The 26,065-nt window shown below is 31.1% G+C and carries 25 protein-coding genes and 1 pseudogene; 13 read left to right on the top strand and 13 right to left on the bottom strand.

Annotation, left to right across the window (positions count from 1 at the left end):
- The 7 genes and pseudogenes from JM80_RS16535 to JM80_RS16355 form a co-directional block, all read right to left on the bottom strand.
- A pseudogene (locus JM80_RS16535) lies at nucleotides 1-190 on the bottom strand (hypothetical protein); the annotation flags it as partial.
- Nucleotides 191-659: 469 nt separating this feature from the next.
- Nucleotides 660-899, bottom strand: a complete 240-nt coding sequence (locus tag JM80_RS16640) for a DUF2071 domain-containing protein (RefSeq protein WP_255436844.1) — start codon at nucleotides 897-899, stop codon at nucleotides 660-662.
- 172 nt (nucleotides 900-1,071) lie between these two features.
- A complete protein-coding gene (locus JM80_RS16635) occupies nucleotides 1,072-1,278 on the bottom strand; it encodes a DoxX-like family protein (protein WP_255436843.1) in 207 nt (68 codons plus the stop codon).
- A 21-nt stretch (nucleotides 1,279-1,299) separates the two neighbouring features.
- Nucleotides 1,300-1,788 (bottom strand): GbsR/MarR family transcriptional regulator, encoded by a 489-nt coding sequence (locus JM80_RS16370; RefSeq protein WP_144711125.1) that lies wholly within the window; start codon nucleotides 1,786-1,788, stop codon nucleotides 1,300-1,302.
- Nucleotides 1,789-1,964: 176 nt separating this feature from the next.
- Nucleotides 1,965-2,513 (bottom strand): hypothetical protein, encoded by a 549-nt coding sequence (locus tag JM80_RS16365; RefSeq protein WP_144711123.1) that lies wholly within the window; start codon nucleotides 2,511-2,513, stop codon nucleotides 1,965-1,967.
- A gap of 322 nt (nucleotides 2,514-2,835) precedes the next feature.
- Complete coding sequence (locus tag JM80_RS16360) at nucleotides 2,836-3,171, bottom strand: hypothetical protein (protein ID WP_144711121.1); 336 nt, start codon at nucleotides 3,169-3,171, stop codon at nucleotides 2,836-2,838.
- A gap of 155 nt (nucleotides 3,172-3,326) precedes the next feature.
- Nucleotides 3,327-4,481 (bottom strand): hypothetical protein, encoded by a 1,155-nt coding sequence (locus JM80_RS16355; protein ID WP_144711119.1) that lies wholly within the window; start codon nucleotides 4,479-4,481, stop codon nucleotides 3,327-3,329.
- Nucleotides 4,482-4,705: 224 nt separating this feature from the next.
- Here JM80_RS16355 and JM80_RS16350 point away from each other — a divergent pair, with 224 nt between their 5' ends.
- The 9 genes from JM80_RS16350 (at nucleotide 4,706) to JM80_RS16310 (ending at nucleotide 15,591) form a co-directional block, all read left to right on the top strand.
- On the top strand, nucleotides 4,706-9,694 hold the full coding sequence (locus JM80_RS16350) for a DUF4132 domain-containing protein (protein ID WP_144711117.1): 4,989 nt from the start codon (nucleotides 4,706-4,708) through the stop codon (nucleotides 9,692-9,694).
- A 122-nt stretch (nucleotides 9,695-9,816) separates the two neighbouring features.
- Nucleotides 9,817-10,233, top strand: a complete 417-nt coding sequence (locus JM80_RS16345) for a hypothetical protein (RefSeq protein WP_013621663.1) — start codon at nucleotides 9,817-9,819, stop codon at nucleotides 10,231-10,233.
- An 86-nt stretch (nucleotides 10,234-10,319) separates the two neighbouring features.
- On the top strand, nucleotides 10,320-10,781 hold the full coding sequence (locus JM80_RS16340; protein WP_144711115.1) for a hypothetical protein: 462 nt from the start codon (nucleotides 10,320-10,322) through the stop codon (nucleotides 10,779-10,781).
- A gap of 26 nt (nucleotides 10,782-10,807) precedes the next feature.
- Nucleotides 10,808-11,311 carry an endonuclease V gene (locus tag JM80_RS16335; protein ID WP_144711113.1) on the top strand — a complete coding sequence of 168 codons (504 nt, stop codon included), beginning with the start codon at nucleotides 10,808-10,810 and terminating at the stop codon, nucleotides 11,309-11,311.
- Nucleotides 11,312-11,426: 115 nt separating this feature from the next.
- The gene (locus JM80_RS16330; RefSeq protein ID WP_144711110.1) at nucleotides 11,427-11,948 is read left to right on the top strand and encodes a hypothetical protein; all 522 of its coding nucleotides are present in this window, start codon (nucleotides 11,427-11,429) and stop codon (nucleotides 11,946-11,948) included.
- 11 nt (nucleotides 11,949-11,959) lie between these two features.
- Nucleotides 11,960-12,478: a hypothetical protein gene (locus JM80_RS16325; protein WP_075695180.1), complete on the top strand. Its 519-nt coding sequence runs from the start codon at nucleotides 11,960-11,962 to the stop codon at nucleotides 12,476-12,478.
- Between the two features lie 10 nt (nucleotides 12,479-12,488).
- The gene (locus tag JM80_RS16320) at nucleotides 12,489-12,884 is read left to right on the top strand and encodes a hypothetical protein (protein WP_144711108.1); all 396 of its coding nucleotides are present in this window, start codon (nucleotides 12,489-12,491) and stop codon (nucleotides 12,882-12,884) included.
- Nucleotides 12,885-12,919: 35 nt separating this feature from the next.
- A complete protein-coding gene (locus JM80_RS16315) occupies nucleotides 12,920-13,804 on the top strand; it encodes a hypothetical protein (protein WP_144711106.1) in 885 nt (294 codons plus the stop codon).
- Between the two features lie 41 nt (nucleotides 13,805-13,845).
- Nucleotides 13,846-15,591 (top strand): leucine-rich repeat domain-containing protein, encoded by a 1,746-nt coding sequence (locus JM80_RS16310; protein ID WP_144711104.1) that lies wholly within the window; start codon nucleotides 13,846-13,848, stop codon nucleotides 15,589-15,591.
- Nucleotides 15,592-15,594: 3 nt separating this feature from the next.
- Here the strand turns inward: JM80_RS16310 and JM80_RS16305 are convergent, their stop codons facing one another.
- The 3 genes from JM80_RS16305 to JM80_RS16295 all read right to left on the bottom strand — a co-directional run bounded on the left by JM80_RS16305 (nucleotide 15,595) and on the right by JM80_RS16295 (nucleotide 17,706).
- A complete protein-coding gene (locus JM80_RS16305; protein ID WP_144711102.1) occupies nucleotides 15,595-15,972 on the bottom strand; it encodes a hypothetical protein in 378 nt (125 codons plus the stop codon).
- A gap of 19 nt (nucleotides 15,973-15,991) precedes the next feature.
- On the bottom strand, nucleotides 15,992-16,576 hold the full coding sequence (locus tag JM80_RS16300) for a hypothetical protein (protein ID WP_144711100.1): 585 nt from the start codon (nucleotides 16,574-16,576) through the stop codon (nucleotides 15,992-15,994).
- A gap of 113 nt (nucleotides 16,577-16,689) precedes the next feature.
- Nucleotides 16,690-17,706, bottom strand: coding sequence for an LLM class flavin-dependent oxidoreductase (locus JM80_RS16295; protein ID WP_144711098.1), 1,017 nt, complete (start codon nucleotides 17,704-17,706; stop codon nucleotides 16,690-16,692).
- Between the two features lie 343 nt (nucleotides 17,707-18,049).
- Between JM80_RS16295 and JM80_RS16290 the strand changes: the two genes are divergently transcribed.
- Nucleotides 18,050-18,631, top strand: a complete 582-nt coding sequence (locus JM80_RS16290; protein WP_144711096.1) for a DUF4494 domain-containing protein — start codon at nucleotides 18,050-18,052, stop codon at nucleotides 18,629-18,631.
- A gap of 85 nt (nucleotides 18,632-18,716) precedes the next feature.
- Here JM80_RS16290 and JM80_RS16285 read toward each other — a convergent pair whose 3' ends face one another.
- Nucleotides 18,717-20,732: a M3 family metallopeptidase gene (locus JM80_RS16285; RefSeq protein WP_144711094.1), complete on the bottom strand. Its 2,016-nt coding sequence runs from the start codon at nucleotides 20,730-20,732 to the stop codon at nucleotides 18,717-18,719.
- A gap of 201 nt (nucleotides 20,733-20,933) precedes the next feature.
- On the opposite strand from JM80_RS16285, the gene JM80_RS16280 reads away from it, so the two are divergent.
- The 3 genes from JM80_RS16280 to JM80_RS16270 all read left to right on the top strand — a co-directional run bounded on the left by JM80_RS16280 (nucleotide 20,934) and on the right by JM80_RS16270 (nucleotide 24,090).
- On the top strand, nucleotides 20,934-21,548 hold the full coding sequence (locus JM80_RS16280) for a Crp/Fnr family transcriptional regulator (protein ID WP_013621674.1): 615 nt from the start codon (nucleotides 20,934-20,936) through the stop codon (nucleotides 21,546-21,548).
- 80 nt (nucleotides 21,549-21,628) lie between these two features.
- Entirely contained in the window at nucleotides 21,629-23,173 is a 1,545-nt protein-coding gene (locus tag JM80_RS16275; RefSeq protein ID WP_144711092.1) for a DUF5018 domain-containing protein, read from the top strand.
- Between the two features lie 11 nt (nucleotides 23,174-23,184).
- Entirely contained in the window at nucleotides 23,185-24,090 is a 906-nt protein-coding gene (locus JM80_RS16270; protein ID WP_186439777.1) for a zinc metalloprotease, read from the top strand.
- A 326-nt stretch (nucleotides 24,091-24,416) separates the two neighbouring features.
- Here JM80_RS16270 and purE read toward each other — a convergent pair whose 3' ends face one another.
- Nucleotides 24,417-24,902 carry a 5-(carboxyamino)imidazole ribonucleotide mutase gene (gene purE / locus JM80_RS16265; protein WP_013621677.1) on the bottom strand — a complete coding sequence of 162 codons (486 nt, stop codon included), beginning with the start codon at nucleotides 24,900-24,902 and terminating at the stop codon, nucleotides 24,417-24,419.
- Between the two features lie 3 nt (nucleotides 24,903-24,905).
- Nucleotides 24,906-26,060, bottom strand: coding sequence for a 5-(carboxyamino)imidazole ribonucleotide synthase (locus tag JM80_RS16260; protein WP_034642833.1), 1,155 nt, complete (start codon nucleotides 26,058-26,060; stop codon nucleotides 24,906-24,908).
- Nucleotides 26,061-26,065 lie beyond the last annotated feature (5 nt).

The raw sequence follows: 26,065 nt of genomic DNA, 5'->3' as shown, positions 1-26,065 counted from the left end.
GTTGCAACCATTTAAAACTGTAGTAGCCGGAAAAATCGTAAACATATGCAGAAACTAGAAGAGTTACTAAGCCATAAACAAATGCACTAATTGTAATCCATACTATTAGGTATAATAGCAAACTGTTAATGCAATGGCTAATACAGTAAGCCAATAACATAAAAATGCCATTTAATACCCCAAATTCCATAATTCTTTTTCCAATAATATGGTATGTTTTTTATGCAAAAGCATTAGCTAAAACAGCGTTTTAACCAACTTCTTTAAAAAATATTAGTTGATTCATTGATATGTATAGGAGATGGTTTCCAGTTTTGTCGTACGCCCAATAATTAAAATGCTATTATTCTCTTTATTGTATGTAAAAGTGAATGGTATGGTCCTGCAAATCTGCGTGCCTCTTTATAGTGCCAAAGGGTGAGTTTTTTGGCAGGTTAACATCGTCTAAATTATCATTATAATCAATTTTAAAGTTTGAATTAAAGAGATTATTTGGGTGTTTTTATGTTCTTTTTTAATTGTAATGTCTGTTGTGGTGTAGTTGTAATGTGTAAAAATATTACCCATAAACTGCATTTTCTTTTTTATTGGTTTCAGACTTTAAAATATACAATCCTCGTAAGCGCTTACCTGCCTTGTTAGTGTAAGTAACAAAAACTCTATAACCAATTAAAAAAAAAGTTATTGCCCATAAATTTGGGTAACCCTTTAGGACGCAAATCTTTTGTTTGTACCATTGCAACAGCTACAAAAGCCCATTTGTCTTTAAACGTGTCTAGTTGTAAGTGTTTTGGTATCCTGTGTGCTAATTCTTCTTTGGGAATGGCAAAAGTAAGTACAGTAGAGTTTGTAAAAAAAGCTTTAACCGCAAACGGATGATTTTTTAATGATGCTACCATACTAGTTTGTTTTTTTTAAATGAAATTCACTATAAAAGATCACACAAATTAAAAGTAAAGCAAAAACGATGTTGTAATTACCCCAAAGCAATAACTCTGGCACTAGAGCAAATTCTAAAATATTCATTACACCTATTATTAGCATTTGTAGCATTGCGTTTACTCTAGATTTTTACCCACTAAAAATCCAAACTGCCATAAAAATTTCTAATACTCCAATGCTAATTGTTAGGGGCTTAGCAAAACCATCACCTAAAATATTACCTACAATTTTTTGGTGTCTTGGAACTAAGTTTAGCACTTTGCACATTAACCCGTTTGCAAGCCAAATAAGCCCAATACCAATAGTTAATATTTTATTTAAGATGTTTTTTTGCATTGTTGGATTAGCTAAATATTTTTAAAATGGATTTTGTATCCAGTTTTTCTGTTGATTAGCCATTTTATTTAAAAGACTATCTGCAGTCTCTGTTAACTCGCACATAGCTTTAGTTTGTTTAATAAACTCATCAGTTTCTTTTGTGCCATCGGGAGTTATATTGCTAACTTCTTTTAATACTTTTATGGTAGGTTGTAGCTCCCTTCGGCTACGTTCTTTAGCAATTATACGTGCTAATTCTTGCACATCTTTTTCAGTTGTAAAATATTCTTTACGTTCGCCTGCTTTAAACTCTTTACTAACAATTCCCCAATCTATAAGTTGTCTAAGATTCATACTTGTATTACCTCTAGAGATTTTTAATTCCTCCATAATTTCTTCCATAGAAAGTGGTTCTGAAGAAATAAATAAGAGCGACTGTATTTGTGCCATTGCTTTATTAATGCCCCAAAGAGTACCTAAACTACCCCAAGTGTTTATAAATTTAGATTTTGCTTCTGTGTAGTTCATCTTTAAAAAAACTTAAATTCATCACAAATATATATTGAATATTTTAAAGTTTCAGTAATTACCGAAAGTTTAATTATCTAACAATGTAAAATAACTAACCTAGTACTGTTATTTTTGGTACAATACTAGGTTATTATGTGCTTTTAAATAAGATTAAAAAATATTTTACAATATGATTATAGTTCTATTTTAAAAGGCACTTCACTATCTTCCTCATCAAAATTACGTTGAGCCACTAATTTATGTTCTAAAGGCTGGTAAAGTTCAGATTTCATATTACTTCCATTAAATTTAGAGGTCCAATACACTAATTTTTGTAGGTTAAGATTTTTAAAATCGTCAGATACTTTTTCTGAAAATTCACAACCACTAATACTTAATACTTCAAGCTGTGTTAATGTGGCTAATTCTACCGGTAAAACAACTTGTTTAAAATTGTTTATTCCTAAAACACGTAGATTTTTTAGATTAGCAATCCAGGTTGGAATTTTTTCTTCTCTTTTATGTGCTCTAATAAAAAGTGTTTCTAAATTTAATTCAGAAATTGATTCAGGATATATACCTCCATTTTCATCTAAACCTTCTAACCAAAGGTTTTTTAAAGTATTCCAACACGATATCACTTCAATACTTTCATCGTTAATATGATCACAATGTATCAGTTTTACAGCTTCTATAGTATCAACGTTTAGGTTGTCTATGGTTTTAAGAGCTACACTCTGCATTCTTAACTTTTTAAGCTGAGGCAAATTTACAGCAGGAAAAGCATCAAAACCTTTTGCTTCAAATATTCCTAAAAACTCAAGGTTTGGTGTCTGACTTAATAAACATTCTAGAGCTTCGGTAGTTCCGTTATAATCATCTATTCTTAATACTTTTAGATTTGGGTGTTTAAAGGCTGTTAAAGCATTGTTTTGTTCAGGGTTATCTTTATTAAATGTGATGCTAAGACTTTTTAAATTTACTAAAGTTTTAAGTAAGCTGCCAAGCTTACTTGCATCACTTGTAAATTCATAAGATTCAATTTTTTCTGGATGCCTAAAAGTTTCAAAATTTAAAACATTTTTCTACATCATTATTTCTATGTCCAAGATTAAATTTAGCAGCACTAATTATAGTGTGAAATTGCTGTAAATTGAGTATTTGAGTTGCTTTAACTTCCATACTAAACACATTAAGCGGTTGTGATCCCGCTTCTATACCTTTAATTTCAGAAATAGTTAAATTGGTAATATACTTAGGTAAGCAATCAGTATTTAAAACCAGTGCACTTGCATTTTTTACAACAAGTTTCTCTAGCTGTTTTATTGTTAAAAATGCTTTGGGGAAGATTGTTACTGGTGCTTCCTCATCTTTATGGTGCCATTCTTTAGAACGATACACTTCTAAAGATTCTAATTTTAAACATTGCTCTATGCCTTTAAATAACCAATCTAATTTATGCTCTAGCCTGTAAGTAAGGTGTTTTAGGTTTTTAAATGCAGCTAATGTTGTTGTGTTTTCTATTTTAGGAGCTTCACAGTTTACAATTATAGTTTCTAAATTAGGAAAAACGAGGCATTATCTAAAACGTAATTCAACAATTTAGGCGTGTTTAATTCTATTGTTTTTTGTTGGGTTTCCGTAGTCATAGGTGCAATGTTAATATTGCTATTACCTATTTTAGTGACCAATTTAGGTTTGGACGCATCTCCAAAAAACAAGGCCGCTGATATGGTATCTATCTTCGGTGCTATCAGCTCAAAATGTTCTAATTTGGGTAAATCTTCAAAACCATTTGGTAGGCTTGTTATGCTTTTGGACAGCAACATAAACCATTCTAGTTGCTTTAAATGACTAACATCTTTAGGTAATGCTGTTAATTCATCCAGGCTAAATAAATCCATACGTTTTAAGGATTCTGGAAACACGACTTGAGACAAATCTTGAACCCCAACATAACGCAGTTTCAACGCTTTTAATTTAGTTAGTGCTGTAAGCCAATTAAAGTCCGTTAAATTCAGGTTGTCAGTAGAGTTTCTAGACCAGTAAGCCCCTTCAATACCTAATTTTTTCAAAGAAGTTAATTGCGACATTGTACAGGGGAACCTTTTTAAACAAGGCACCACAAGCTTTAATTTTTTTAAATTGGGTAAATTACCAATAGCCTCAGGTAATTGCTCAAACTCACCTTCAAGGTCTAATGATTTTAAAGTTGTTAGTTTTGGTATTTCATTAAGGATATTATCATAGGTATTGCCTTCGCCTTTTAAATGAATCTCTAGACTTTCAATCCCATTAAAGCGTCCTAAAATTTCAGGATGTTCTAACAACTGAACCAAAAACTCTTTCGATAAACTGTATAATCCCAATTCTGGCGCTCTACTAATAAGGCTATAGAGTTTAAACAGGTCTAAGTCTTCTGAAAGCAATCCATATTCTAAAATGCTAATCAGTCTTGCGTTTACAGATTTTATCCCTCCTTTTTGGGTGAGTTTTTTTCGACTTTTAAAGGCGAGTTGTAAAGCTTCTGGTGCCTGTTTTTTTATGATATTGGTACACGCAGTTCTAATATTTTTGTCTGTTGTTGATTTTGCAATTACAAAAATTTCATAATAAAAATCCTCAGGATAGTTGTTGTGGGTTTTAATAGTTTTATAAGATTTTTCAATTTCAAAAAAATTAAAAACAGGGGTATTTATTGTTTTTGGCATTGCAATAATTAAATTTTTAGACTTACAAACTTAGAATATAAGTAAATAGGTTTTCTAACGGTATTCAGTGGAGCTAAAATATCCCATAATTCAGGGATAAAAAATGTTTGTAGTCTTAATAATTTGCGAAAGTTTTAAGATTAAATAAAATAAGAACATAAAGACTTAGTTTATATTTAAACCATAGTAAACAAAGCCTAAATTTAGAAAAGAATATTACCTATATGATTCCATTTGAAAAAGCACAAGCGTATATTAAAAAGTATAAAAAAGAAGAATTAACAGACGCAGATTTTGAACAGTTTTCATATCCATATCAAGTGTTGGGTATGATTGTGGCAGATGTGCTTAACCCACGACAAAGACACGAGACTGTAACTATTTTCTCTAATGTGTTTGATGATGAAACTACCGTAAACCCATGGGCAACTGAAGAAGGTATACGCTTAGGTTCTTTTTTGTTTGGAGATATACAATCTCCTTTTTTACCAGTGTTATGGAGTATGTTTAATGCCTTGCCTTACCAAAACGGGTATAGTAGAAGAGCTTTTAGAACAAAACCAAACACAGATCATTTATATAATAAGTTAGAGTATTTTAAACGTCTTTTATATGCTAACCGTAGTGGTTTTGGCTATTTGTCATTAAAAGAACAATTTCAGTATTCTACGTATTTTGATAATAGACACAGTTATTTTTTTGCTGTTGTATTGGAGTTTAAGGGTGAGTTGGTAGATGAGGTTGTAAAAGATATTATACAGGCCGAAGATGAAATTGGTGGTATAAGTAGGGATATAATTAAAGGTTTATTACTTACAAAAAAAGAGGCGTATTGGGAGTTGGTAGCTAAACTTTTGCTTGCAGCACAACGCCAAGAAGGGTTAAGGCAAACTATTTTAGAATCTATTGATACTACCAGTTTGGGAGCTCTAAAATATATGATGAATGTAATTTTAGAGCATGATTTAACTCGTTTTAGTAGTGTAGTTAGAGCAGTAGATACGTGGTTTGGATTTGGTTGGGAAGCTCCTAAAAAATCTACAATAAAAAGAGTTTTAGAATTAAGTAGAGATCATATTTTAGATTTAAAAAATATTGAAGACTGTTTAACTAGTAATGATAATTTAGAAATTTATATAGGTCTTTGGGCTATTGGTTTAATAAATGTAGATGCTGCTAACCAAAAAGCATTAGAGTTGGTTTATAAAACAGATAGTTTAGAGAAAAAAATACTGTGCCTGTATTTTGTTAGTCAAACGCAGCGTACCCAGAATTCTATTGTTGATTATTATAAAAATGAACTAGGCAATAACCCTGCATTAGATTATTGGTTAACTGTTAATTTACCTGTTTTAGAAATAGATAATGATCTTTTTAGTCGAATTGAAAAAATAGCAACGAGTCTACCAAAAGATGGTAAGGTGTATGAAGGAATGGTTTTTTCTTGGCTAAATTTTACAGTTACACCAAACTATTTTTATAATTTTTTAATCAAGCATGCTTCAGAAGAGCAATTAATTTTGTTATCTAATGATTTAGCAAAGCTGCCATCAGAAATTAGAGAAAGTTATATTAGAAAAATTTTCCCAAACCATTATACATATTCTTTTGGATATAGTTACGGAAGAACAAAACCAAAAATGCTTGTACTATCTAAAGATGCATGGCGAAGAGAATTAGCGCACCAAGCAGTTAAAGATAGAAATGAGTCTGTAATGTCTACGGGTTTAACGGTTTTTCATCATATGCCTTTATACCAAAAAGAATTAGATATTGTAGAGGATTTATTTGGACGTAAAAACAAAACGTTACGCTCTGGGTTAATAAAACTTGTAATTAAGCAGCCAGAAAAAGTATTTAAGCAAACTACGCAAAATTTAATCACATCTAAAAGTGTAGATAGGCGCTTAGCTGCATTAGAAATACTAACAATTGTAGATGAAGAGGAGAAATACCCAGACTTTATAGAAGAACAAATAACACTGTTTAAAGAACGCCCTAAATTTACAAAGAACGAAAGTGTATTTTTAGATAAGTTTTCTAAAACAAAAGTAGGGTATACGTTTAGTAATGGTTTTGGAGCTGTAGACTATAACAACTTAACACCTTTATATACACCACAGGTAAATTTTGAAGAGCCTAAAAGTTTATTTGATAAACTTGGTTTTACACCATCAAAATTTAAGTTCAAAAAATTTATAGATGATGAAAAAATTGTAACTCAAATAAATAAGTTAATAAATCTTATACATGAAAATAGAAATTATGAGTACCAGTTTGAGGCTTATGATGGAGAAACAGGTACAACATTAATTGCAAATGGTATTCATGACATAAAAAGAATTCAAGAAATTGTTACGCCAGAAGTACATTTAAAAAATGTTCCTTTAGCAGATCTTTGGATAAAGTGGTATGAAGAAAGTGGCCTTAATGATTTTGAAATGTATATGGCCATACGCTACATTAATAGAGTTAATGCTCCTTATGGTAATTATGATAAATTAGAAGATTATGTACAAAAATATGTGCCTAATTTAGAAGCTATAAATGTAGACGCATCAGACCGTAGTTATTACAGTGTAAACTCTAAATACACAAAAGTATTAAACCTGTTACTTAATGCTTACGCAGATATGCCAGCATTATTTAGCTTTAAGTTAAGCTTATGGGAAGATGTTATTGCTAATTTTCCAGAGAAATTAAAAACAACTAAATTTTCATACAAAGGGTATATGTATGACAATTACAACTGGGTAAGTGTTGTAGATGGTTTGGTTTGTGTTATCAATCAGGATGAATTAACTGAGTATGGTACATTAGAACAACTAAAAAAATACTGGGATATAAAAATGTATTTGGCTGCACAATACATAGGGTATCCAAAGGTAATAACAAACATTAAAGACATTACAGATAAAAAAATACAAGACAGAGGTTTGGTATTGCCGTATTTAGATATTTCTTTAGTGTTGTATCAAAAAAATATAATTAATAAAGACGATCTTCTTTTTCAGGCACTATACTTATCAGAACTAATGTCTATTTTAGATGGGGTGCAAAATTACAGACTACGTAACGGTAGTTTAGATGTAGCATTGGTTCCAAAAGGTGTTCTTGCAGAGCTTAAAGCAAATATACTTTCTGTAGAGTTAGAGCGTGGAGATTTAGCAACAGATGCATCAGAATATATTTCTTCTCTTTATAAAGTAGAAGGTGTAGACTATGTTTTTAAAGTACTACAACGCATGGGTAAAGATACTTTTGAGCGTGGTTATAGCTATTATGGAGACAGTAAAAGATCTAAGTTTAGCTCTATCTTAAAAAAGAGTGTGTTAAAAGAAACCGAAACTTATGCAAACTTTGCAGCACTAGCAAATGAAACTAAAATTCCTAAAAAACGTTTAGTAGAGCTTGCTTGTTACGCAACGCAATGGGCAGGTTTTGTAGGTGAGTATCTTGGGTTAGAAAAATTAGAAGATGCAGTTTGGTGGTTTCAAGCACATGCATCAGAATATATGAGTAGCGAAAAAGAAACCATTATTTCTAGGTATTCTAATATTCCAAAGTCCGACTTTGCAATTGGAGCTATAGACATAGACTGGTTTAATAAAGTGTATAAAAGTATAGGCAAAGCCAACTGGAAAATTTTACACGAAGCAGCCAAATATATTACAGATGGTAATGGGCACAGACAAGTAAAACTATACTCTAGTGTAATGCTTGGCGAAGTAAAAATTACAGAGACCTTAAAAAAAATAAAGGAAAAAAGAGATAAAGACTATGTACGTGCTTTAGGCTTAATTCCGCTTAGTAAAACTATTCCAGAAAAAGATTTATTAAAACGCTACAACTTGTTGCAACAGTTTTTAAAAGAAAGCAAGCAGTTTGGTGCACAACGTCAAGAGAGCGAGAAAAATGCAGTAGAAATTGCGTTAGACAACCTGTCTAGAAACGCAGGTTTTCAAGACCGCGTACGCTTTAGTTGGGCTATGGAGAGTAAAGCAACTTTAGCAATAATGGAAAACGCCGTTTTAAAGTTTGATGATGCAGTTATAGAACTGGTAATTACAGAAGATGGCAAAACAGATATTTTAGTAACTAAAGGCAATAAAAAACAAAAATCTATACCTGCTAAGTATAAAAAAGACAAGCAAGTATTGGCCTTAAAAGAAGGCAAGTCTTACTTATCTAAACAATACAGTAGAACCCGTTTGTCTTTAGAAAATGCAATGGTAAATGAAGATGAGTTTACTGCAGCAGAGATTCAAAAAATAATGCAACATCCAATAGTTAAAGTTATGCTTAGCAAATTGGTGTTGTTTGCTCCAGAAAAAGAATTTTCTGGTTTTTATGCAGACGGAGTATTAACAGATACAGAAGGTAAAAAGCATCAATTACAAGATGATGATGTTTTGGTAATTGCACACCCATCTCACCTATACAAAGCCGTACAGTGGGATTTGTACCAAAAACACCTATTTGCAGAGCGTTTGGTACAGCCGTTTAAGCAGGTATTTAGAGAGTTATACTTGGTTACTAAAGATGAGCTAGAGCTTGGTGCAAAGTCAGAGCGTTACCAAGGACACCAGATTCAGCCTAAAAAAACAGTAGCATTATTGCGTAGCAGAGGTTGGACGGTAAGTCATGAAGACGGGTTACAAAAAGTATATCATAAAAAAGGCTTTATGGCAACAATGTATGCTATGGCAGACTGGTTTTCTCCAGCAGATATAGAGGCACCAACCTTAGAGCACATTGTATTTTATTCCTTAGAAAATTACAAGCCAATTCCGTTAAAAGACGTGCCATCTGTAGTTTTTAGTGAAATTATGAGAGACATAGACCTTGTGGTTAGTGTTGCTCACGTAGGTGGTGTAGACCCAGAAGCTAGCCATAGCACTATGCAAATGCGAGCAGCATTGGCAACCGAGTCTGCACAGCTTTTTAAACTTAAAAACATTACAGTTAAAGAGCGCCACATATTGGTAGCAGGTACTTTGGGCGAGTATAGCATACATTTAGGAAGCGGACAAGTAAGTAAAAACGGCTTACAATTATCTATAATTCCGGTACACAGTCAGCACAGAGGACGTATGTTTTTACCCTTTGTAGACGACGATCCAAAATCGGCAGAAATTATTTCTAAAATGAAACTTTTATCAGAAGACAACAAAATACAAGATCCAACCATTTTGGCACAAATAAATAGCTAATTTAAAAATAATAAGGGCGTTCCCCACTTAAGGTGGGGCGGGCTTTTGTTGCAAGTCCTCGTGCTATCGCACTGTGGGCTTTACACGCCAATCCCTAACGCGCCAAAAAACTATAAATACGTATGCCACAACTAACACTACAACTTAAAAGACTAGGTAAAAAAAAGGTAAAACAAATACCATTAACCTTAGATGCAACTCCTAATAACTTGCAACAGTTATTGGTAGGTTGTGTAAAAAACCAAGTAGAAGCTTTTAATAAAAAAAGAGTAGAGGTTAATGTAGTTGGATTTTTAAGTCCGGCAGAAATACAAGAACAAGCCCAGAGTGGTAAAGTAGATTTTGGCGATTTAGCAAATAAAGATTTAGCTGTAGAACAAGAAGCTATAGATAATGTACTACTTGCTTTTAAAGACGGTCTTTTTGTTGTTTTTGTAGATGGTGATGAAGTTACCAGTTTAGATACTCCTTTACAATTAACAAAAGACAGTGTTGTAGCCTTTATACGTATGACGTTTTTGGTTGGCACTTACTGGTAGTTTTTCGTATAAAGTAAACGTTTTAATTATAAAAAAAGGTAATGAAAAAAATAGTTCTTCTTCTACTTGTATTAAACTTTGGTTGTATGAAAAACATAGCTAAACTGCCTAAATCTGCTAAAATTATGGTGAAATATAGGGTTTTAGATGAAGAAATAAGTCCTAATAATACAAATTGTGCTAACAAAGTAGCTCCGTATTTACAAATGAAGGACCACGATTGTTCATTTAAAATAGAAGAATTTGAGTTTGATATTGAACGTAAATATGTACTTAACAAGAATGGAAGTTTAAAAGAGTACTGGCGATACTTGGCAGAAGGACCATTAACCTATTCTATGCAGCAACTAAATGGAGATCTAAAGTTTAAGTCACACGAAAAACTAAATAATTTTAATATAAAAGTAAAAGAAGATAGAACAGCAATTATAGACAACAATACTATCTTTAAAATTGAAAGAATTTTTGAAAAAGAAAAGCTAATTTTAATTGAAAAAGGGAACAAAAATATTTTGGGAGGTAGAAGAATTTTGTATGCCTATAAGTAAGACCAACTTAAAAAGAAACAAATATTATGATTTTAGCCTTTGATACTTATTACTACAATAACAAAGCAAAAACAGTAGGTGTTAGCTTTAATAGTTGGTTAGATGATACTGTTTTTGAAATAAAGGAAGAAATTATAGAAGATGTGCCGGACTATGAACCGGGTGCATTTTATAAAAGAGAATTGCCTTGTATTTTAAGTTTGCTTAAACAGTATAACTTAGAAGATGTTGAGTTAGTAATAGTAGATAGTTATGTTTTATTAGATGATGACGGAAAATTAGGTTTAGGTGGACATTTATATAATAGTCTAGATAAAAAAATTCCTATTGTTGGTGTTGCAAAATCTAGTTTTCATTTAAATAAAACAAACAGTAAGCCTCTTTTAAGGGGAGACAGTATAAAGCCACTTTACATATCTGCTATAGGTATAAATTTAGATGAGGCTTATGAGTTAGTTAAATCTATGCACGGTAATTACAGAATACCAACCTTATTGCAGATTTTAGATACCAAAACAAAAGAAAAATAATTACACTATTACTCTGTTTTTTAGACTTTTCTAAAAAGTAATATCCCTGAAAAAAGGGGTTTATATAACAATGTATTGCTGTAAATTGCGGTCAATTAATTGGTGTACAATTGTTATGGTAAAGAATAAAATTGTTTTAATGTTTTTATTTATTGTTAGCATAGCATGTGCACAGCAAAAAACAGAAGACGTTTCTTTAAAAGAAATGAAACAAGTATGGGCTACTTTTTTATCAACCTTAAAAACAAAAGACACTGTAAAGTTTAAGCAATTATCTGCTTTAAAAATTAGATGTTATAACTGTTTAGAGAATACTCTAAAAGAGCAAAAGAAATTTGCTTACTCTAGAGATAATGATGAGGATTGGTATGCTAAAATTTATGAGCAAGATATTTACATTCCTATAACAAAATTTTTAGCAGAAGATTACAATCTAATTTTTACACATCACTTTATTGGACTTTTAGCAGAAAGCGAAACTATTTATGTAAACCACGCAATAGAAGCTGTTAATTACATAGAGGTTTTAGTAACTACCACTAAACCAACTAAGTTTCATGAAGGTGGGCAACATACATTTAGATTTGTAAAACAAAACAAAATTTGGGTTTTAGATGAACTAAGTACAATTCCTTAAAAAAATAAAATATGGTAGAAGTAAAATCTTTAGTAATGGCTATAATTAGCTTTTTTATACAAGGAGAAGTTCCTCTTGTTAGTACAGATACAGTGTTTTTTGTAGATGTAGAGTCTAAAACAATAACTATAGAGCAACATAATTTATCTACAATTAAAGGGCAAGAAGAAGCTGCTACTGTTGGTTTAAAATTAGCTATGGAACAAACATCTTTAGACGACTCTTTACAAGGTTTAACATTAATATCTAAAAAGATCTATGAAAAAGATAATACGCTTAATGCAACCATAAAATTAAGTTACAATTCTATAAAATACATTACATCTTTAGGGTTTCATTTAAATACAGATGGTACGTATGCTTATTATAAAAATAATACAATAGAGTTACTAACTGATAATGGAGTAGAAGAGGAGCATCAATATAATTTTAAAGCAGATCAAAATATAAAATTTAAAATAACACCAATTATTTATAAAGACGTTAAACTAATTTCTTTAGCTCCAGCTTGGAATAAAAAACAATATTAATACAGTAGTAATGAAATCAGAAGAAAATAAACTATCAGAATTGCAGAGAATACCAGAAACAAAGCTTAACGTGGTATTAGAAGAATACCTAAAATTTATGTCTAGTACAAAGTACATTCGCTATGTTCTGCTGCTTTTTGGTGCATTAGTGTTGTTATATAATGTATTTATAGCTGGCAAATCATATTCTTACTCAGATTATAACACTATAAAAACATCTGTTATTTTAATATGCTGCATATTTATAATAGTATTATTAGTTTTTTCAGGTGTTTATTTTACTAAACAATTAAAAGTAAAAGGGAAGTTAAAAGAAATAGCAGAGTATAATAATCTAGACTTTAAAAAGGTACGTAAAGAATTTAATATTTATGTAAAAGAGGCCTTAGGAGGATATCCAATTTAGTTAAAAATAAAAAATAACCACAAAACACTAACCTTATGAAAAAAAATACAATAATATGCTTAGCTATTACAACTATATTATTAACGTTATCTGCATCATGTAGTTTTAACAAATCTGTAAAAAAAAACTTTAGTATAGGTTTAATCACTAAAGGAGATGGTATAAATGTAGATGAGGTAGAAGTTACTTTAGATGACCACATCCTAGACGATAATACATTAATTTATGGTAAAACATTAGTAACAACCTTTAAGTCTGTAGATGGTTTTACAGAAGAAAACGGAAAATACTACCCAAATTTAGCGGTATCTTTAGTTTCTAAAGCAGGAGACACAGTTTTAAAACAGGCTAATTTATTGCCAAATTCTAACAAAGGTTTAAATTTAGATATGAAAGATTTAAGGGGGCAAGTTAGTTTTGCAAACCCTATTTTTTCTGACAAAACCTACACATTGGTATATACATTAACAGATCTAAAAGGAGAAGGAGTATTAACATCTACTATGGATGTTGAGCTGGTTAAAGACCCAGATATTAAGATTGATGCAGAAAAACTAGAGTATAAAGAGTCTTATTTGTTTTCTCCAGAGCGTAAGTCTGTGATTACCAACAGAAAAGTTGGGTTTAATGATAAAATGTTGTTTATATTTGAAGGCCTTAAAGGATTTACTAAAAAAAATGGTGCTGTAGAACTGGGTATGACAATGGTTGTTAGAGATGATGACGGCCGTGTTATATTAGACCAACCAGATCTATTTTTAAACCAAAAAGTTAACCCAGCACTGGTAGAACAATCAATACAGGCTTCTTTAATTTTAACTAAAGGAGCTATTAGTAACCCTGTAAAATGGCAAGTGAAAATTTGGGATAAAAATAGTGATGCAACAATTACAGCCAAAACCTTTTTAGAGGTAGAGTAATTTGTAGTATTACGCAAGAATAAATTAAACACAACTAACCATTGGAAGAATTAATTTTAGATGCATTATTTCAAGACTTTAAAGAAAGAGAAGTTTTGAAGGTTTCACCTTTTGGAGATATTTTTTTTAAGGAAGATGACTTAAAAGGAGGAAAAGTGTATTCCGTTTGTCAAATTTTACCTCCAACCAGACCAGTAGATAATCCAGCAAAAAAAGGAGAATTTATGTTTTTGTGTCAGGTTATTGCTTTTGATGAGGATACTTTTCAGCAGTTTTTAACTGTAAAAAGAAAGTCCTTTTTTTTTAAACGCAATGTGCCAGAACAAATACAAAATTTATACGATGCTTTAATTACTAGGTTTGGGTTACGGTTAGAGCTTAAAAAGAGATTAGGAAAAACTAGCAAAGACCAAGTTTACGGCTATTGTGCATCAGACCCATATAACAGTACAAACCCCAATGCAGAAAAGGTAGATTTGTCTGTATACCATAAGGAGGTTTTAAAATATATAGAGAAAAACCCAAGGCAATTTTATTCAGATATTTGGGAGTTAAATAGTGAAAATGATTTTGGACTAGCAACCCAAAAATTATACTATGGTTATGGTTTTGAGTTGCCACGTGGTATTTTTGAGTGTAACAACCTAAGATGTTTAGCAGTGTCTAATCAAACTGTAAAAGATTTATATCCAGGTATTTTAAAGTTAAAATCACTTAATGAGCTAACCTTGCGTAATGTTAGCTTAATGGCTCCAGACTTAATTAATAAACTTTATAAGTTTAAGTATTTAGTGTCATTAACAATTTCTAGAGATGGAGATTATTACAGTGTGCCATTAAATGGTTTGCCTCCAAAATTAGAACAAATAAATAGTCTAAAATATTTAGATTTCTCAGGTAATAAAAGTCCGCTTTGGTCTTCTGTTGTTAAAATTACGGGCTTAAAAACCCTTAATTTATCTAATACATCATTAACTAGAATAACATCAAGAATAAAAAACCTAAACCGTTTAGAAGAGTTAGATTTGTCTAACAACAAAATAACAGAACTGCCAGAGAGCTTGGTTACTTTAAAGCGTTTAAAAGTATTAAGGTTAAATAATAATCCGCTTTTAACGTTGCCAAATTGGATAGGGAAACTTAAGCAATTAGAGGTTTTAGATTTGCAAGAAACACAACTTACTACACTGCCAGATAGTATTTATAACCTTACCAATTTAAAAGAACTTAATTTAAGGAAAAACCCTTTTAAAGATTTGCCACAGTCATTAGTTAAAATACCTATGAATGTATTAAAACTAGAAATGCAAAATAAGGCATTGTTTAGTGAAGAGGTTAAGCTAAAGTTAGAACAATTACCAGATGGTGATTGCTATTTTGAGTCTGACTTTAACTTTAAATTAATGGTAATAAATAAGTTAATGTACATAGATGAGGTTTTGTATCCTAAATTTAATGTTCATTTTTTTGCCAAAAATTATAAAGATCGTACTATAAATATTGAGGAAGAAGGGTATAAAATAATACCAGAAGTTGCAGCTTATTTTAAAAAGTTACCAATTCCGTCATCATTATTGTTAGATATTGTAGAGTTACAACCAGATGGAGGAGATGAAATTTACGCCCAATTAATTCCGTTTTGGAGCGGAGAAGATGATTGTTTTGATGTAAAATCTATAGCGGACATTAAATATTTACCAAGTTTAAAAGTTACCAATTCTATGAATTTTTCAGATGAATTAGTAGCAAAATTAAAGAAGAAAAGTATAGAGGTAATAATGTATTAACTTTTAAAGTGAGACTAGACTCTCTAAAGGGAGCCATTTTCTGTTTTTTTGCTTATAGTATACTGTTATAAAACTACCGTTACACCTTTTAAAACTAGCTTCAAGAATTATAATACTAGCAGCATCTTTAGTGTGTTTATAATGTTTAGCTATAGTTTTGCTAGATAAAATAGATGATAATTCTTTGGCCTGTACTGTATAGCTGTGCTGCTCAAAAGCATTACCTAATTTTTTTATTGCTTTGTTAAATTCAACTTTATTTAACATTTTAGTCTCCTTTTTTATTTGTACGTAGCATTTAATGTTTGCATCTTGTTGAGCAAAAGAAGAATAAAAAATAAAAAACAGAATAATACTAAAGGTTCCTTTTATAGGCATCATACGTAAAATTTTATCAAAATTAAGCGCTGCAGTCTGTGGTTACTCTATCTATTATAGTTAATAACCATTTTTTGTTACTGTATACTAAGTTAAAAATTAAATCCTCATCATTTTCATCAACTAAAATAACTTTACAGCTATTTTTTTCTAAATCTAAAGCACGTTTTAACTCTTTCTTATATTTTTTTGAAGTAAACTCATACTTTAAATTTTTTACGGTATTGTAAAAGAGTTTATTGGCTTTTAGAGTATCGCAAAACAATCCTTTTTTGGACCAGCTGTAATCACTACAATTAAATTTAGGTAGGTTATTATAATTTATTTTTGCTATAGATTTTGGTTCTGCGTACGGTAGGTAACTAGGTGTAGGCTTTTCAAAATTAATAGAGTCAATAGTTGTAAAATTGTCTAAAACACCATATCTAACAAGTATAATAATACCTTTTTCTTTAGAGACATAGTTGTTTATAGTTGTAGCGTTTTTCTCTTTAAACGCAGTAACTATATTGGCAATAGTTTTTTCTAACAGAAGTTTTTTGTTTTGGGCGCTACTTAGTAAAGTTAAAAAAGAGAATACAAGTAAAAATAAATATTTGGGTTTCATTTTAGATAGTTAGTTTTAAAACAAAAATAAAGTAACTTACTAAGCCTGTATACACGGATTACCGTGAAAATACAAATCCAATAAATTGCTTTACCAAAACAAAAAAAGCTCTTTTACTCCTTTTCTAAATTTACCTCTTTCATTATTTCTGCAAATAATTTATATGATTTTATGCGGTCTTGATGGTCGTAAATGTTTGTTACTGCTATAAGCTCATCAATCTGTGTTTGTTCTAAAAATTCTTTTACTTGCTTTTTTACAGTTGCTTTGCTTCCTATAAAAGAATACTTTAACATTTGGTCTACAGCAGGGTGTTTAAACATTTGTCGTAAATCATCAGTCATTTTTACAGGAGGTAACATAAAATCTCTTTGATTGGTAAGTAAACCAACAATAATTTTAAGTAAAGATGTAGATATGTTTTCTGCTTCTTCATCTGTATCTGCCACAATAACATTTATACCAGCCATTGTATAAGGTGCTTTTAATGTAGTAGAAGGTGTAAATTCTTCGTTGTAAATTTTTAAAGCATCGTGTAGCTTAGCAGTAGCAAAATGGCTAGCAAAAGCATAAGGCAAGCCTTTTCTAGATGATAAATGTGCACTGTCTGTACTAGAGCCTAAAATATATAAAGGTACATGAACACCTTCTGCAACAGTAGCTCTAACTTTAGAGTTCTTGTTATCTTCAGAAAAATATTGTTGTATTTGTGCTACTTCTTCAGGGAAAGAGTGTGCTGCCTGTGTATGGTTTGGTCTTATGGCGTGTGCCGTTTCAGGGTCTGTTCCAGGAGCTCTACCCAAACCTAAATCTATACGGTTTTGGTACAGTGTACCAAGTGTGCCAAACTGTTCTGCAACAATTAAAGGTGAGTGGTTTGGTAGCATTATGCCGCCAGAACCAACACGTATTGTTTTTGTGTTTTCTGCAACATTACCAATTAAAACTGCAGTAGCAGAACTACCAATAGTTATAGAGTTATGATGCTCTGCAAGCCAAAAACGCTTGTAACCAAAGGTTTCGGCATTTTGCGCAAGATCTACGCTATTTTTAAATGTGGTTTGTAAAGAATTACCCTTAGATACTATGGCAAGTTCTAAAACCGAGTATGCTATTTTTTTTGATGACATTTTTTTCTGTTTGTTGCTGTTATTTTAAGAAAGTAACAGTTTTTTTGGACTTTATTTTGTCGTACTAAAGACCTATTAATTACACGTATATAGATGAGTGTAAATTATGAACTACAAAAGTACAATTAAGCAATAAATAACACGGCTATTTTAAGATGTGTTATGACTTATTTAAGTCAAGTTTAGGAATAATGCAGAAACTATTTTAAAAGTTTAGCGCTCAACTGTCTTGTAATAAGAATACTACGTTTTTTATATTTAAATTGTGAATATCTATTTGCGCAATTACAATCTATTTTTTTTAGTAACGGTTATATTTGGCTTCCCAAAAAAAATAAAAATTATGAGCGCAACTTGGTACGAATGCAAAGTAAAATATAGAAAAATGAGCGACACTGGAGCTCAAAAAATAACAACAGAACCTTATTTGGTAGATGCAATTTCTTATACAGAGGCAGAAACTAGAATTAATGAGGAAATGAAAGCATACATTAGTGATGAGTTTAAAATAACAAACATAAAAGTTGCAAATTTTGCAGAAATTCATCCGTTTGAAAATACAGACCGTTGGTTTAAAAGTAAAGTTTCTTTAATTGCTTTTGATGAGGAAAGTGGTAAAGAACGTAAAACCAACATGTATTTATTGGTACAAGCTAACGATGTTAAAGAAGCTTACGATAATACCGTTGCTGTAATGAAAGACACTATGGGTGAATATACTATACCTGCAATTACGGAGTCTCCTATTATGGATGTTTTTCCTTACTTTTCTGGTGAAGAAGGAGAACTAGATCGTATTCATAAATTTAACGAGATAAAAGATTCTGTTCCTGAGGTTGAAGAAACAGAAGAGGCTAAAGAAATTTTAGAAGATGAAGCGTTAGCACTTGTTAGTGCAGACGTAGATTTAGATGAAGAAGAGTAGTAATTAGTTACTCTTTTATAAATAAAAAAACCAGGATAATAAGTAAATTATTATCCTGGTTTTTATGTTTTAAGTTTATTGTAATTTACAATAAGCCTGCTCTTTCTAATAAAGCTTCAACTTTTGGTTCTGCACCTCTAAAACGTTTGTATAAAACCATTGGGTTTTCTGTGCCTCCTTTAGACAATACATTGTCTTTAAATTTAGTAGCTACGTCTTTGTTAAAAATCCCTTCTTCTTTAAAGTAAGCAAATGCATCGGCATCTAAAACTTCTGCCCATTTGTAACTGTAATACCCAGAAGAATATCCTCCTTGGAAAATATGAGAAAAAGCAGTGCTCATACAAGTTTCTGCTGTGCTAGGGTATAAATCTGTGCCTGTAAAAGCTTTCTCTTCTTGTGCTTTTACATTTGTAAAGTTTGTTGGGTCTACACCGTGCCAAGACATATCTAACATGCCAAAACTTAATTGGCGTAAGGTTTGCATACCTTCTTGAAAAGTAGCAGATTCTTTTATTTTTTGTACCAACTCCATTGGTATAACTTCTCCTGTTTGGTAATGAGTAGCAAAAAGCTCTAAGGCTTCTTTTTCATAACACCAGTTTTCTAAAACCTGACTTGGTAACTCTACAAAATCCCAATACACAGATGTGCCAGATAAGCTAGGATAAGTGGTGTTTGCTAGCATACCGTGTAAACCGTGACCAAACTCATGAAACAATGTACTAACCTCGTTAAAAGTTAATAACGATGGTTTAGTGTTTGTAGGTTTTGTAAAATTACATACGTTAGATATATGCGGACGTACGTTTACACCATCTTTTATATATTGTGGTTTGTAAGACGTCATCCAAGCACCACCACGCTTGCCAGATCTTGGGTGAAAATCTGCGTAAAATAAAGAAATAAAAGTATTTTCTGCGTCATACACCTCATATGTTTTTACATCTTCATGGTATTTGTCTACATTGGTAACTTCTTTAAATTGTAAGCCAAATAATTTTTCGGCTACTTTAAAAACACCAGCAATTACATTTTCTAGTTTAAAGTAAGGTTTTAGTATTTCATCATCTAAATTAAAGAGTTTTTGCTTTAGTTTTTCTGAGTAATAAGCACCATCCCATTTTTGTAATTGATCTATGCCATCCAATTCCTTAGCAAAATCTTCAAGCTGTTTAAACTCGCGTTCAGCAGCTGGTTTTGCTTTTTCTAATAATTCGTTTAAAAAAGAATGTACTTTTTCTGGCGTTTCAGCCATACGCTCTTCTAGTACAAAATTTGCGTGTGTTGCATACCCAAGTAAATTGGCACGCTCGTGGCGTAATTTTGCTATTTTTAATACATTTTCTTGGTTGTCTAACTCATCACCTTTAAACGCTTTACTGCCAAAGGCTAATGATAATTTTTTACGAAGTTCTCTGTTTTTAGCATACTTCATAAAAGGTATATAGCTAGGATAATCTAATGTTATTAACCAACCATCTAAATCTTTAGATTTGGCTAGTTGCGCAGCAGCTTCTTTTTCTCCTTCTGGCAAACCATCTAAATCTTCTTCATTAGTTAAATGCATTTTAAATTTATTGGTTTCTGCCAATACATTTTCTCCAAACTTTAGTTTAAGTTTAGATAATTCTGCATCTATTTCTCTAAGTCGTGCTTTTTTATCATCAGCCAAGTTTGCACCGTTTCTGCTAAACCCTTTGTACCTTTTGTCTAACAATGTTTGTTGCTCTACAGTTAGATCTAAATTGTCTTTTTGCTCATAAACAGCTTTAACTCTTTTAAATAGAGCTTCGTTTAAAGTAATATCATTACCAAACTCAGACAATAAAGGAGAAACTTCCTGTGCTATTTTCTGAATTTTTTCATTAGTTTCCGCAGAATTTAAATTAAAAAATACGCTTGAAATACGGTCTAACTGCTCACCAGCAAAATCTAAAGCTTCAATAGTATTGGTAAACGTAGGAACTTCTTTATTTTCTGTAATAGCGTCTATTTCTGCTCTTGCATCTGCCATAGCTTGTGTAAAAGCAGGCATAAAATGCTCGTTTTCTATTTGGGAAAATGGTGCAGTATCAAAAGGGGATAATAATGGATTCATTAATTGTATACTTTGTGTGTAAATTAGTGTTTTATGTTATAACAAAGTTATTAATTAAAAAACGAATATTTTACTTGCTCTATTTTTATTCTAGCATAGCTAATCACAACTATTAAAATACAATTTAAAAATAAGTTAACATTGTAAATATAAGTTGTCTTTTAAATAAAAAATATGTTTGCTTTTTTTAATAGTTAGATAATGATTTGTAAAAAACTAAAGGATGAGGATTTTAAAATTTTGTATGATTTTTTTAATAACTCATATAAAATAAATGAAGAAATATTTAATGTTGTTAAGAGTTTTTGTATAAAAAGGGTTTATCAAAAAGGGGAATGTATACTTAAAGGAGGAGAGATAGAGCAATATTCTAATGTTGTAATTAAAGGTGTAGTGCATCAATACATTGTTGATATTGATAAGGAAGTAACGACAAATTTAACCCCGGCAGGTTTAGGTTTTAATAGTTTAGTGAGCTACGTTAATCAAGTGCCTACAGAAGAAATACAAGAAGCATTAACTGATGTTGAATTAATAAGTTTAAAGAAAGAGCATATAGAAGAAATACTTAAAAATTATAATGAAATAGGAATTCTTTTATACAGACTGCATGAAGATATATTGTTAGACAGAGAAAATAGAATGCATTTGCTACAATATAGGAGTGCAGCAAAACGATTTAAATATTTTTATGAAAATGTAGAAAGGTCTAAATTAATTATACAGCATACACCAGATAAGCATATAGCTAGGTATTTAAAAATGAATCCGCAACAATACAGTAAGGAAAAAAATATTTTTTATAAAAGTTTATAAGCAATAGTTATCTGTACATAACTTATTGTTGATCTGAAATAGTTTGTTTTGTCCTATTAAAAAATCTAAACAAAACATTTATGAAATTCCCAAATTTAACCATACTACTTTTAACCATACTACTGTTTTTTGGTTGTTCTAAGGAAGAAGACAAACTACCACCAGATCCTGTAAAAGGAGATTTACAAATTTTAAGCTTTCAGTTTTTAGCAGATAACAACTCTTCAATATCAAACGACATCATAGGTGAAATTAATGAAGATGAAAATAAAATTTATTTAAGTTTACCATTTAATACATCTGTAACTTCATTAACTCCAACAATAACAATTACTAATGGTGCTACAATCACCCCTGGTAATAATAAAACACAAGATTTTTTAGAACCTATAGATTATGTGCTTTCTAAAGCTGGGCTTAACAACGTTACTTATTCAGTTATTGTAACTTTAGAAGAAGAGCAAGAAGAAAGTGATGCTTCAGTTTTAAACTTTTCTTTTTTAAAGGAAAATAATGCTAGTTTATCTGATAATTATGAAGCTGTAATTGAAAATAATGAGATTAAATTACAAATATCAGAAAAAGAAGATTTACAGAGCATTGTTCCAATAATTGAAATTTCCGAAGGAGCTACAATATCACCAACAATTGATACTGGTATAGACTTTAGAAATGATGTTGTATTTACTGTAACCTCTGAAAACGGTGAAGTACAAAAAGAGTATACAGTAAAAATAGTAAGGTTAAGGAGTGTTAAGGATGTTGTTAAATTTGAGGTTACTATTGATGATAAAGCATTTGAAGCAATTATTAATAATGATTTAAATGAGATTAGATTGAAAGTTCCTGAAGGTACAGATATTACCAGCTTAACTCCAGAAACTCAATTGTCAGATAAAGCTGAAGTCTCACCTTTAAGTGGAACATCTCAAAATTTTTCTAATCCTGTTATTTATACAGTAACAGCTGAAGATGGTTCAGAAAAAGAATATACTGTTTATGTGGGTTTTTTAAGTCCTTTAGAGTCAGATAGGCAGTTTTTAGAAGAATTGTATAACGTAAACGAAGCTTATAACTCACCATCATTTTATTTAGATTGGGATTTAGAGGCCTCTACAATGCAAAACTGGGAAGGCGTTACAATTGTTGATGGTAGAGTGTCAAAACTTGTGATTTCTGGAGTAAGCATCAATGAAATTCCTGTTAGCATAACCGCTTTAAATCAATTAAAAACCTTAACTATTTCTGGAAAAAGTTTAGCTATTTTACCACCAGAAATAGGGAGCTTAGAACATTTAGATACATTGACTTTATACGATAATCAGTTAACAAGTTTACCCATAGAAATAGGAAACCTACAGTCTTTAAAAGGATTATTTTTAAGAAATAATTTATTAGAACAATTACCTGTAGAATTAGGAAACTTAAATAATTTATCAATTTTAGAAGTTCAAAATAATAATTTAAACAAATTACCAGTAGAAATTTCTAATATTCCTAATTTGCTGTTGTTAAATATTACCAATAACCCTTTAACAGAAATACCACAAGAAATATGTGAAATGACCACAGAAGGAGGAAGACAGATTACAATTTCAAAAGATACTGACGATGAATGCAAGTAACAAACTCACTAATGAAAAAGTTTATAATTGTTTTTAGTATAGTACTTATTTACGCATGCAGTAAAACAGATGCAGCGGACAATATACCAGACGTAGTACCTGATGATGAAATTATTACCATACCCGTGGTTGTTCATATTGTTAATTATGCTCCAAATCCTTTTGATATTAGTGATGAAAAGATTTTTTCACAAATAGCTGTACTCAATAAAGATTTTAGAAAGCGAAATGTAGATGTTACTAATGTACCTGATGAGTTTGTTCATTTAGCGGCAGATACTAAAATTCAGTTTAAATTAGCAGTTATTGATCCTTTAGGTAACGCAACAACAGGCATAATAAGATCATCTAGCGAGGTTACAGGTTGGGACGGAAAGACATCTGTGTTTGATGAAACAGCAATAGAAAATTTTAAACTTTATTATTCAGATAAAGGAGGCCAAGATGCTTGGCAAAAAAACTATTTAAATATATGGATTGCAGATTTAAGTGATCGTCATGGTAATTTGGGTCTAGGAGGTTATGCAACTTTTCCTGGAGCAGACCCAAGAATAGATGGTGTTGTAATAGATCCAAGAGTATTTGGAACCTTACCTCCTTTAATTAAAAATTTTGATTTAGGAAGAACGTTAACTCATGAAATAGGTCATTGGCTTAATTTACTACATATTTATGGTAAAGACGGAGATTGTGAAGAGGGTGATTTAATAGATGATACTCCCACTCAAAAATCACAATATTTAGGAGTGCCTAGTTATCCTCAAAATTCATGCGAAACAAATGATATGTATATGAATTTTATGGACAGGGTTAATGACAATGCAATGTGTATGTTTACCCACGGTCAAAAAAAAAGAATGCGTTCTGTATTTAATAAAAATAAAGCAAGGAGGTCTTTGTATATAAGCTCAAAATAATTGTAAACAAAACATTTATATTAATTGAGAGGTAATCTTTTTACATAAAATTTTATTCTAATTCAAAAGATAAAGGTGAGAAGGTAATCCCAGGTTTTGGAAAAATAGAGAGTTATTACAAAAAAATACTTATCCTGAAATATTTAAATTTGATATAAGCATTAATTTTTACTTCTTGGAACGAAGGTGCACCATAAACACAAAATTTGTAAGGTTGATGATGTAGTTTTAACATAAGATGTTCTTCATAAAAAATCTAAAGGAAATAGTTATGTAAGAATACAATAAAATAAAAAAGCAAGTACAGTAATGTACTTGCTTTTAATTTATTTGTTTATGCTTTTAGCTCCTTCAATAACTTTTTGTTTTAATCCTTCTTTGTAAAAAATAACTTTATCTAACACACATTTATCTGACGCTCCAATTATTTGTGCAGCTAAAATACCTGCGTTTTTTGCACCATTTAAAGCAACAGTTGCAACAGGTACACCACCTGGCATTTGTAAAATAGACAAAACAGAATCCCAACCATCTATAGAGTTGCTACTTTTTACAGGAACACCAATAACTGGTAAAGGAGACATAGATGCTACCATACCTGGTAAATGTGCAGCACCACCAGCACCAGCAATAATAACACTATAACCATTTGTATGTGCATTTTTGCTAAAGTCGAATAATTTTTCTGGGGTACGGTGAGCAGAAACAATATCTACATCTACCTCAATATCAAAACCTTTTAAAATATCTATTGCGTCTTGCATTACAGGAAGGTCACTTGTGCTTCCCATTACTACGGCTACTTTGCTCATAATTTATTCGCTTATTACTTTAATTGTATTTTTTACTTGCTCTGCTATTTCACGAGCCTTATCTATATCTTTATTTACAATAGTTACGTGTCCCATTTTACGAAAAGGTCTTGTTTCCTTTTTGCCGTAAATATGTGGTGTAACTCCTTCTAACTTTAAAATATCTTCCATATTTTGGTATACTACATTGCCAGTATACCCTTCTGCGCCAACAAGGTTTACCATAATGCCAGCTACTTTACTTTTTGTATCGCCTAATGGCAAACCAAGTATAGCACGTATATGTTGTTCAAACTGGTTGGTGTAGCTAGCTTCAATACTATAATGTCCACTATTGTGTGGTCTAGGGGCAACCTCATTCACTAATATTTCATCCTCATTTGTTTGAAACATTTCTACAGCCAATAAACCAACGTGTTTAATTTTATCTGCTACTTGCAAAGCCACTTTTTGTGCTTTTTGGGCAACAGCGTCTGGTATTCTAGCCGGACAAATAACATATTCTACCTGGTTGGCTTCTGGATGAAACTCCATTTCTACCACAGGGTATGTTTTAACTTCTCCGTTACTACTACGAGCAACAATTACAGCAAGTTCGTTTTTAAACGGTACCATATCTTCTGCAATACACTCTACATTTGGCAAACCTTCTAAGTCAGAAAAATTACGCACAACTTTAACACCTTGGCCATCATAACCAAACTGTGCACATTTCCAAACAAACGGAAAATTTAACCCTCCATTTTCTATACTGTCTTTAATTTCACTGGTGTAAGCAAACCTGTGAAAATCTGCAGTAGGTATATTATTGTCTACATAAAATAATTTTTGAGTAGCCTTATTATGTATAATTCGCAAAGCACTAGTTGGTGGGTATACTTTTTTACCTTCGTCTTCTAATTTTTCAAGCGCAGATAAATTTACGTTTTCAATTTCAATAGTAAGTATGTCTACCGTTTTACCAAAATTGTAAACGGTGTCAAAATCTAAAATATTACCCTTAACAAATTGATTGCAAGCTATGCTAGATGGTGCATCTTCTGAAGCCTCTAAAACCTTGGTAAATATGTCTAGTTTACGGGTTTCATAAAGCATCATTTTTCCTAATTGGCCACCACCTAAGATGCCCAGTTTAAAATCTGAAGAAAAAAAGTTCATTTTTG

Source organism: Cellulophaga sp. RHA_52 (assembly GCF_007827205.1).
GTDB classification, from domain to species: domain Bacteria; phylum Bacteroidota; class Bacteroidia; order Flavobacteriales; family Flavobacteriaceae; genus Cellulophaga; species Cellulophaga lytica.
The sequence above is the reverse complement of the archived record's forward strand: the minus strand, read 5'-3'. Positions and strand labels throughout refer to the sequence as shown.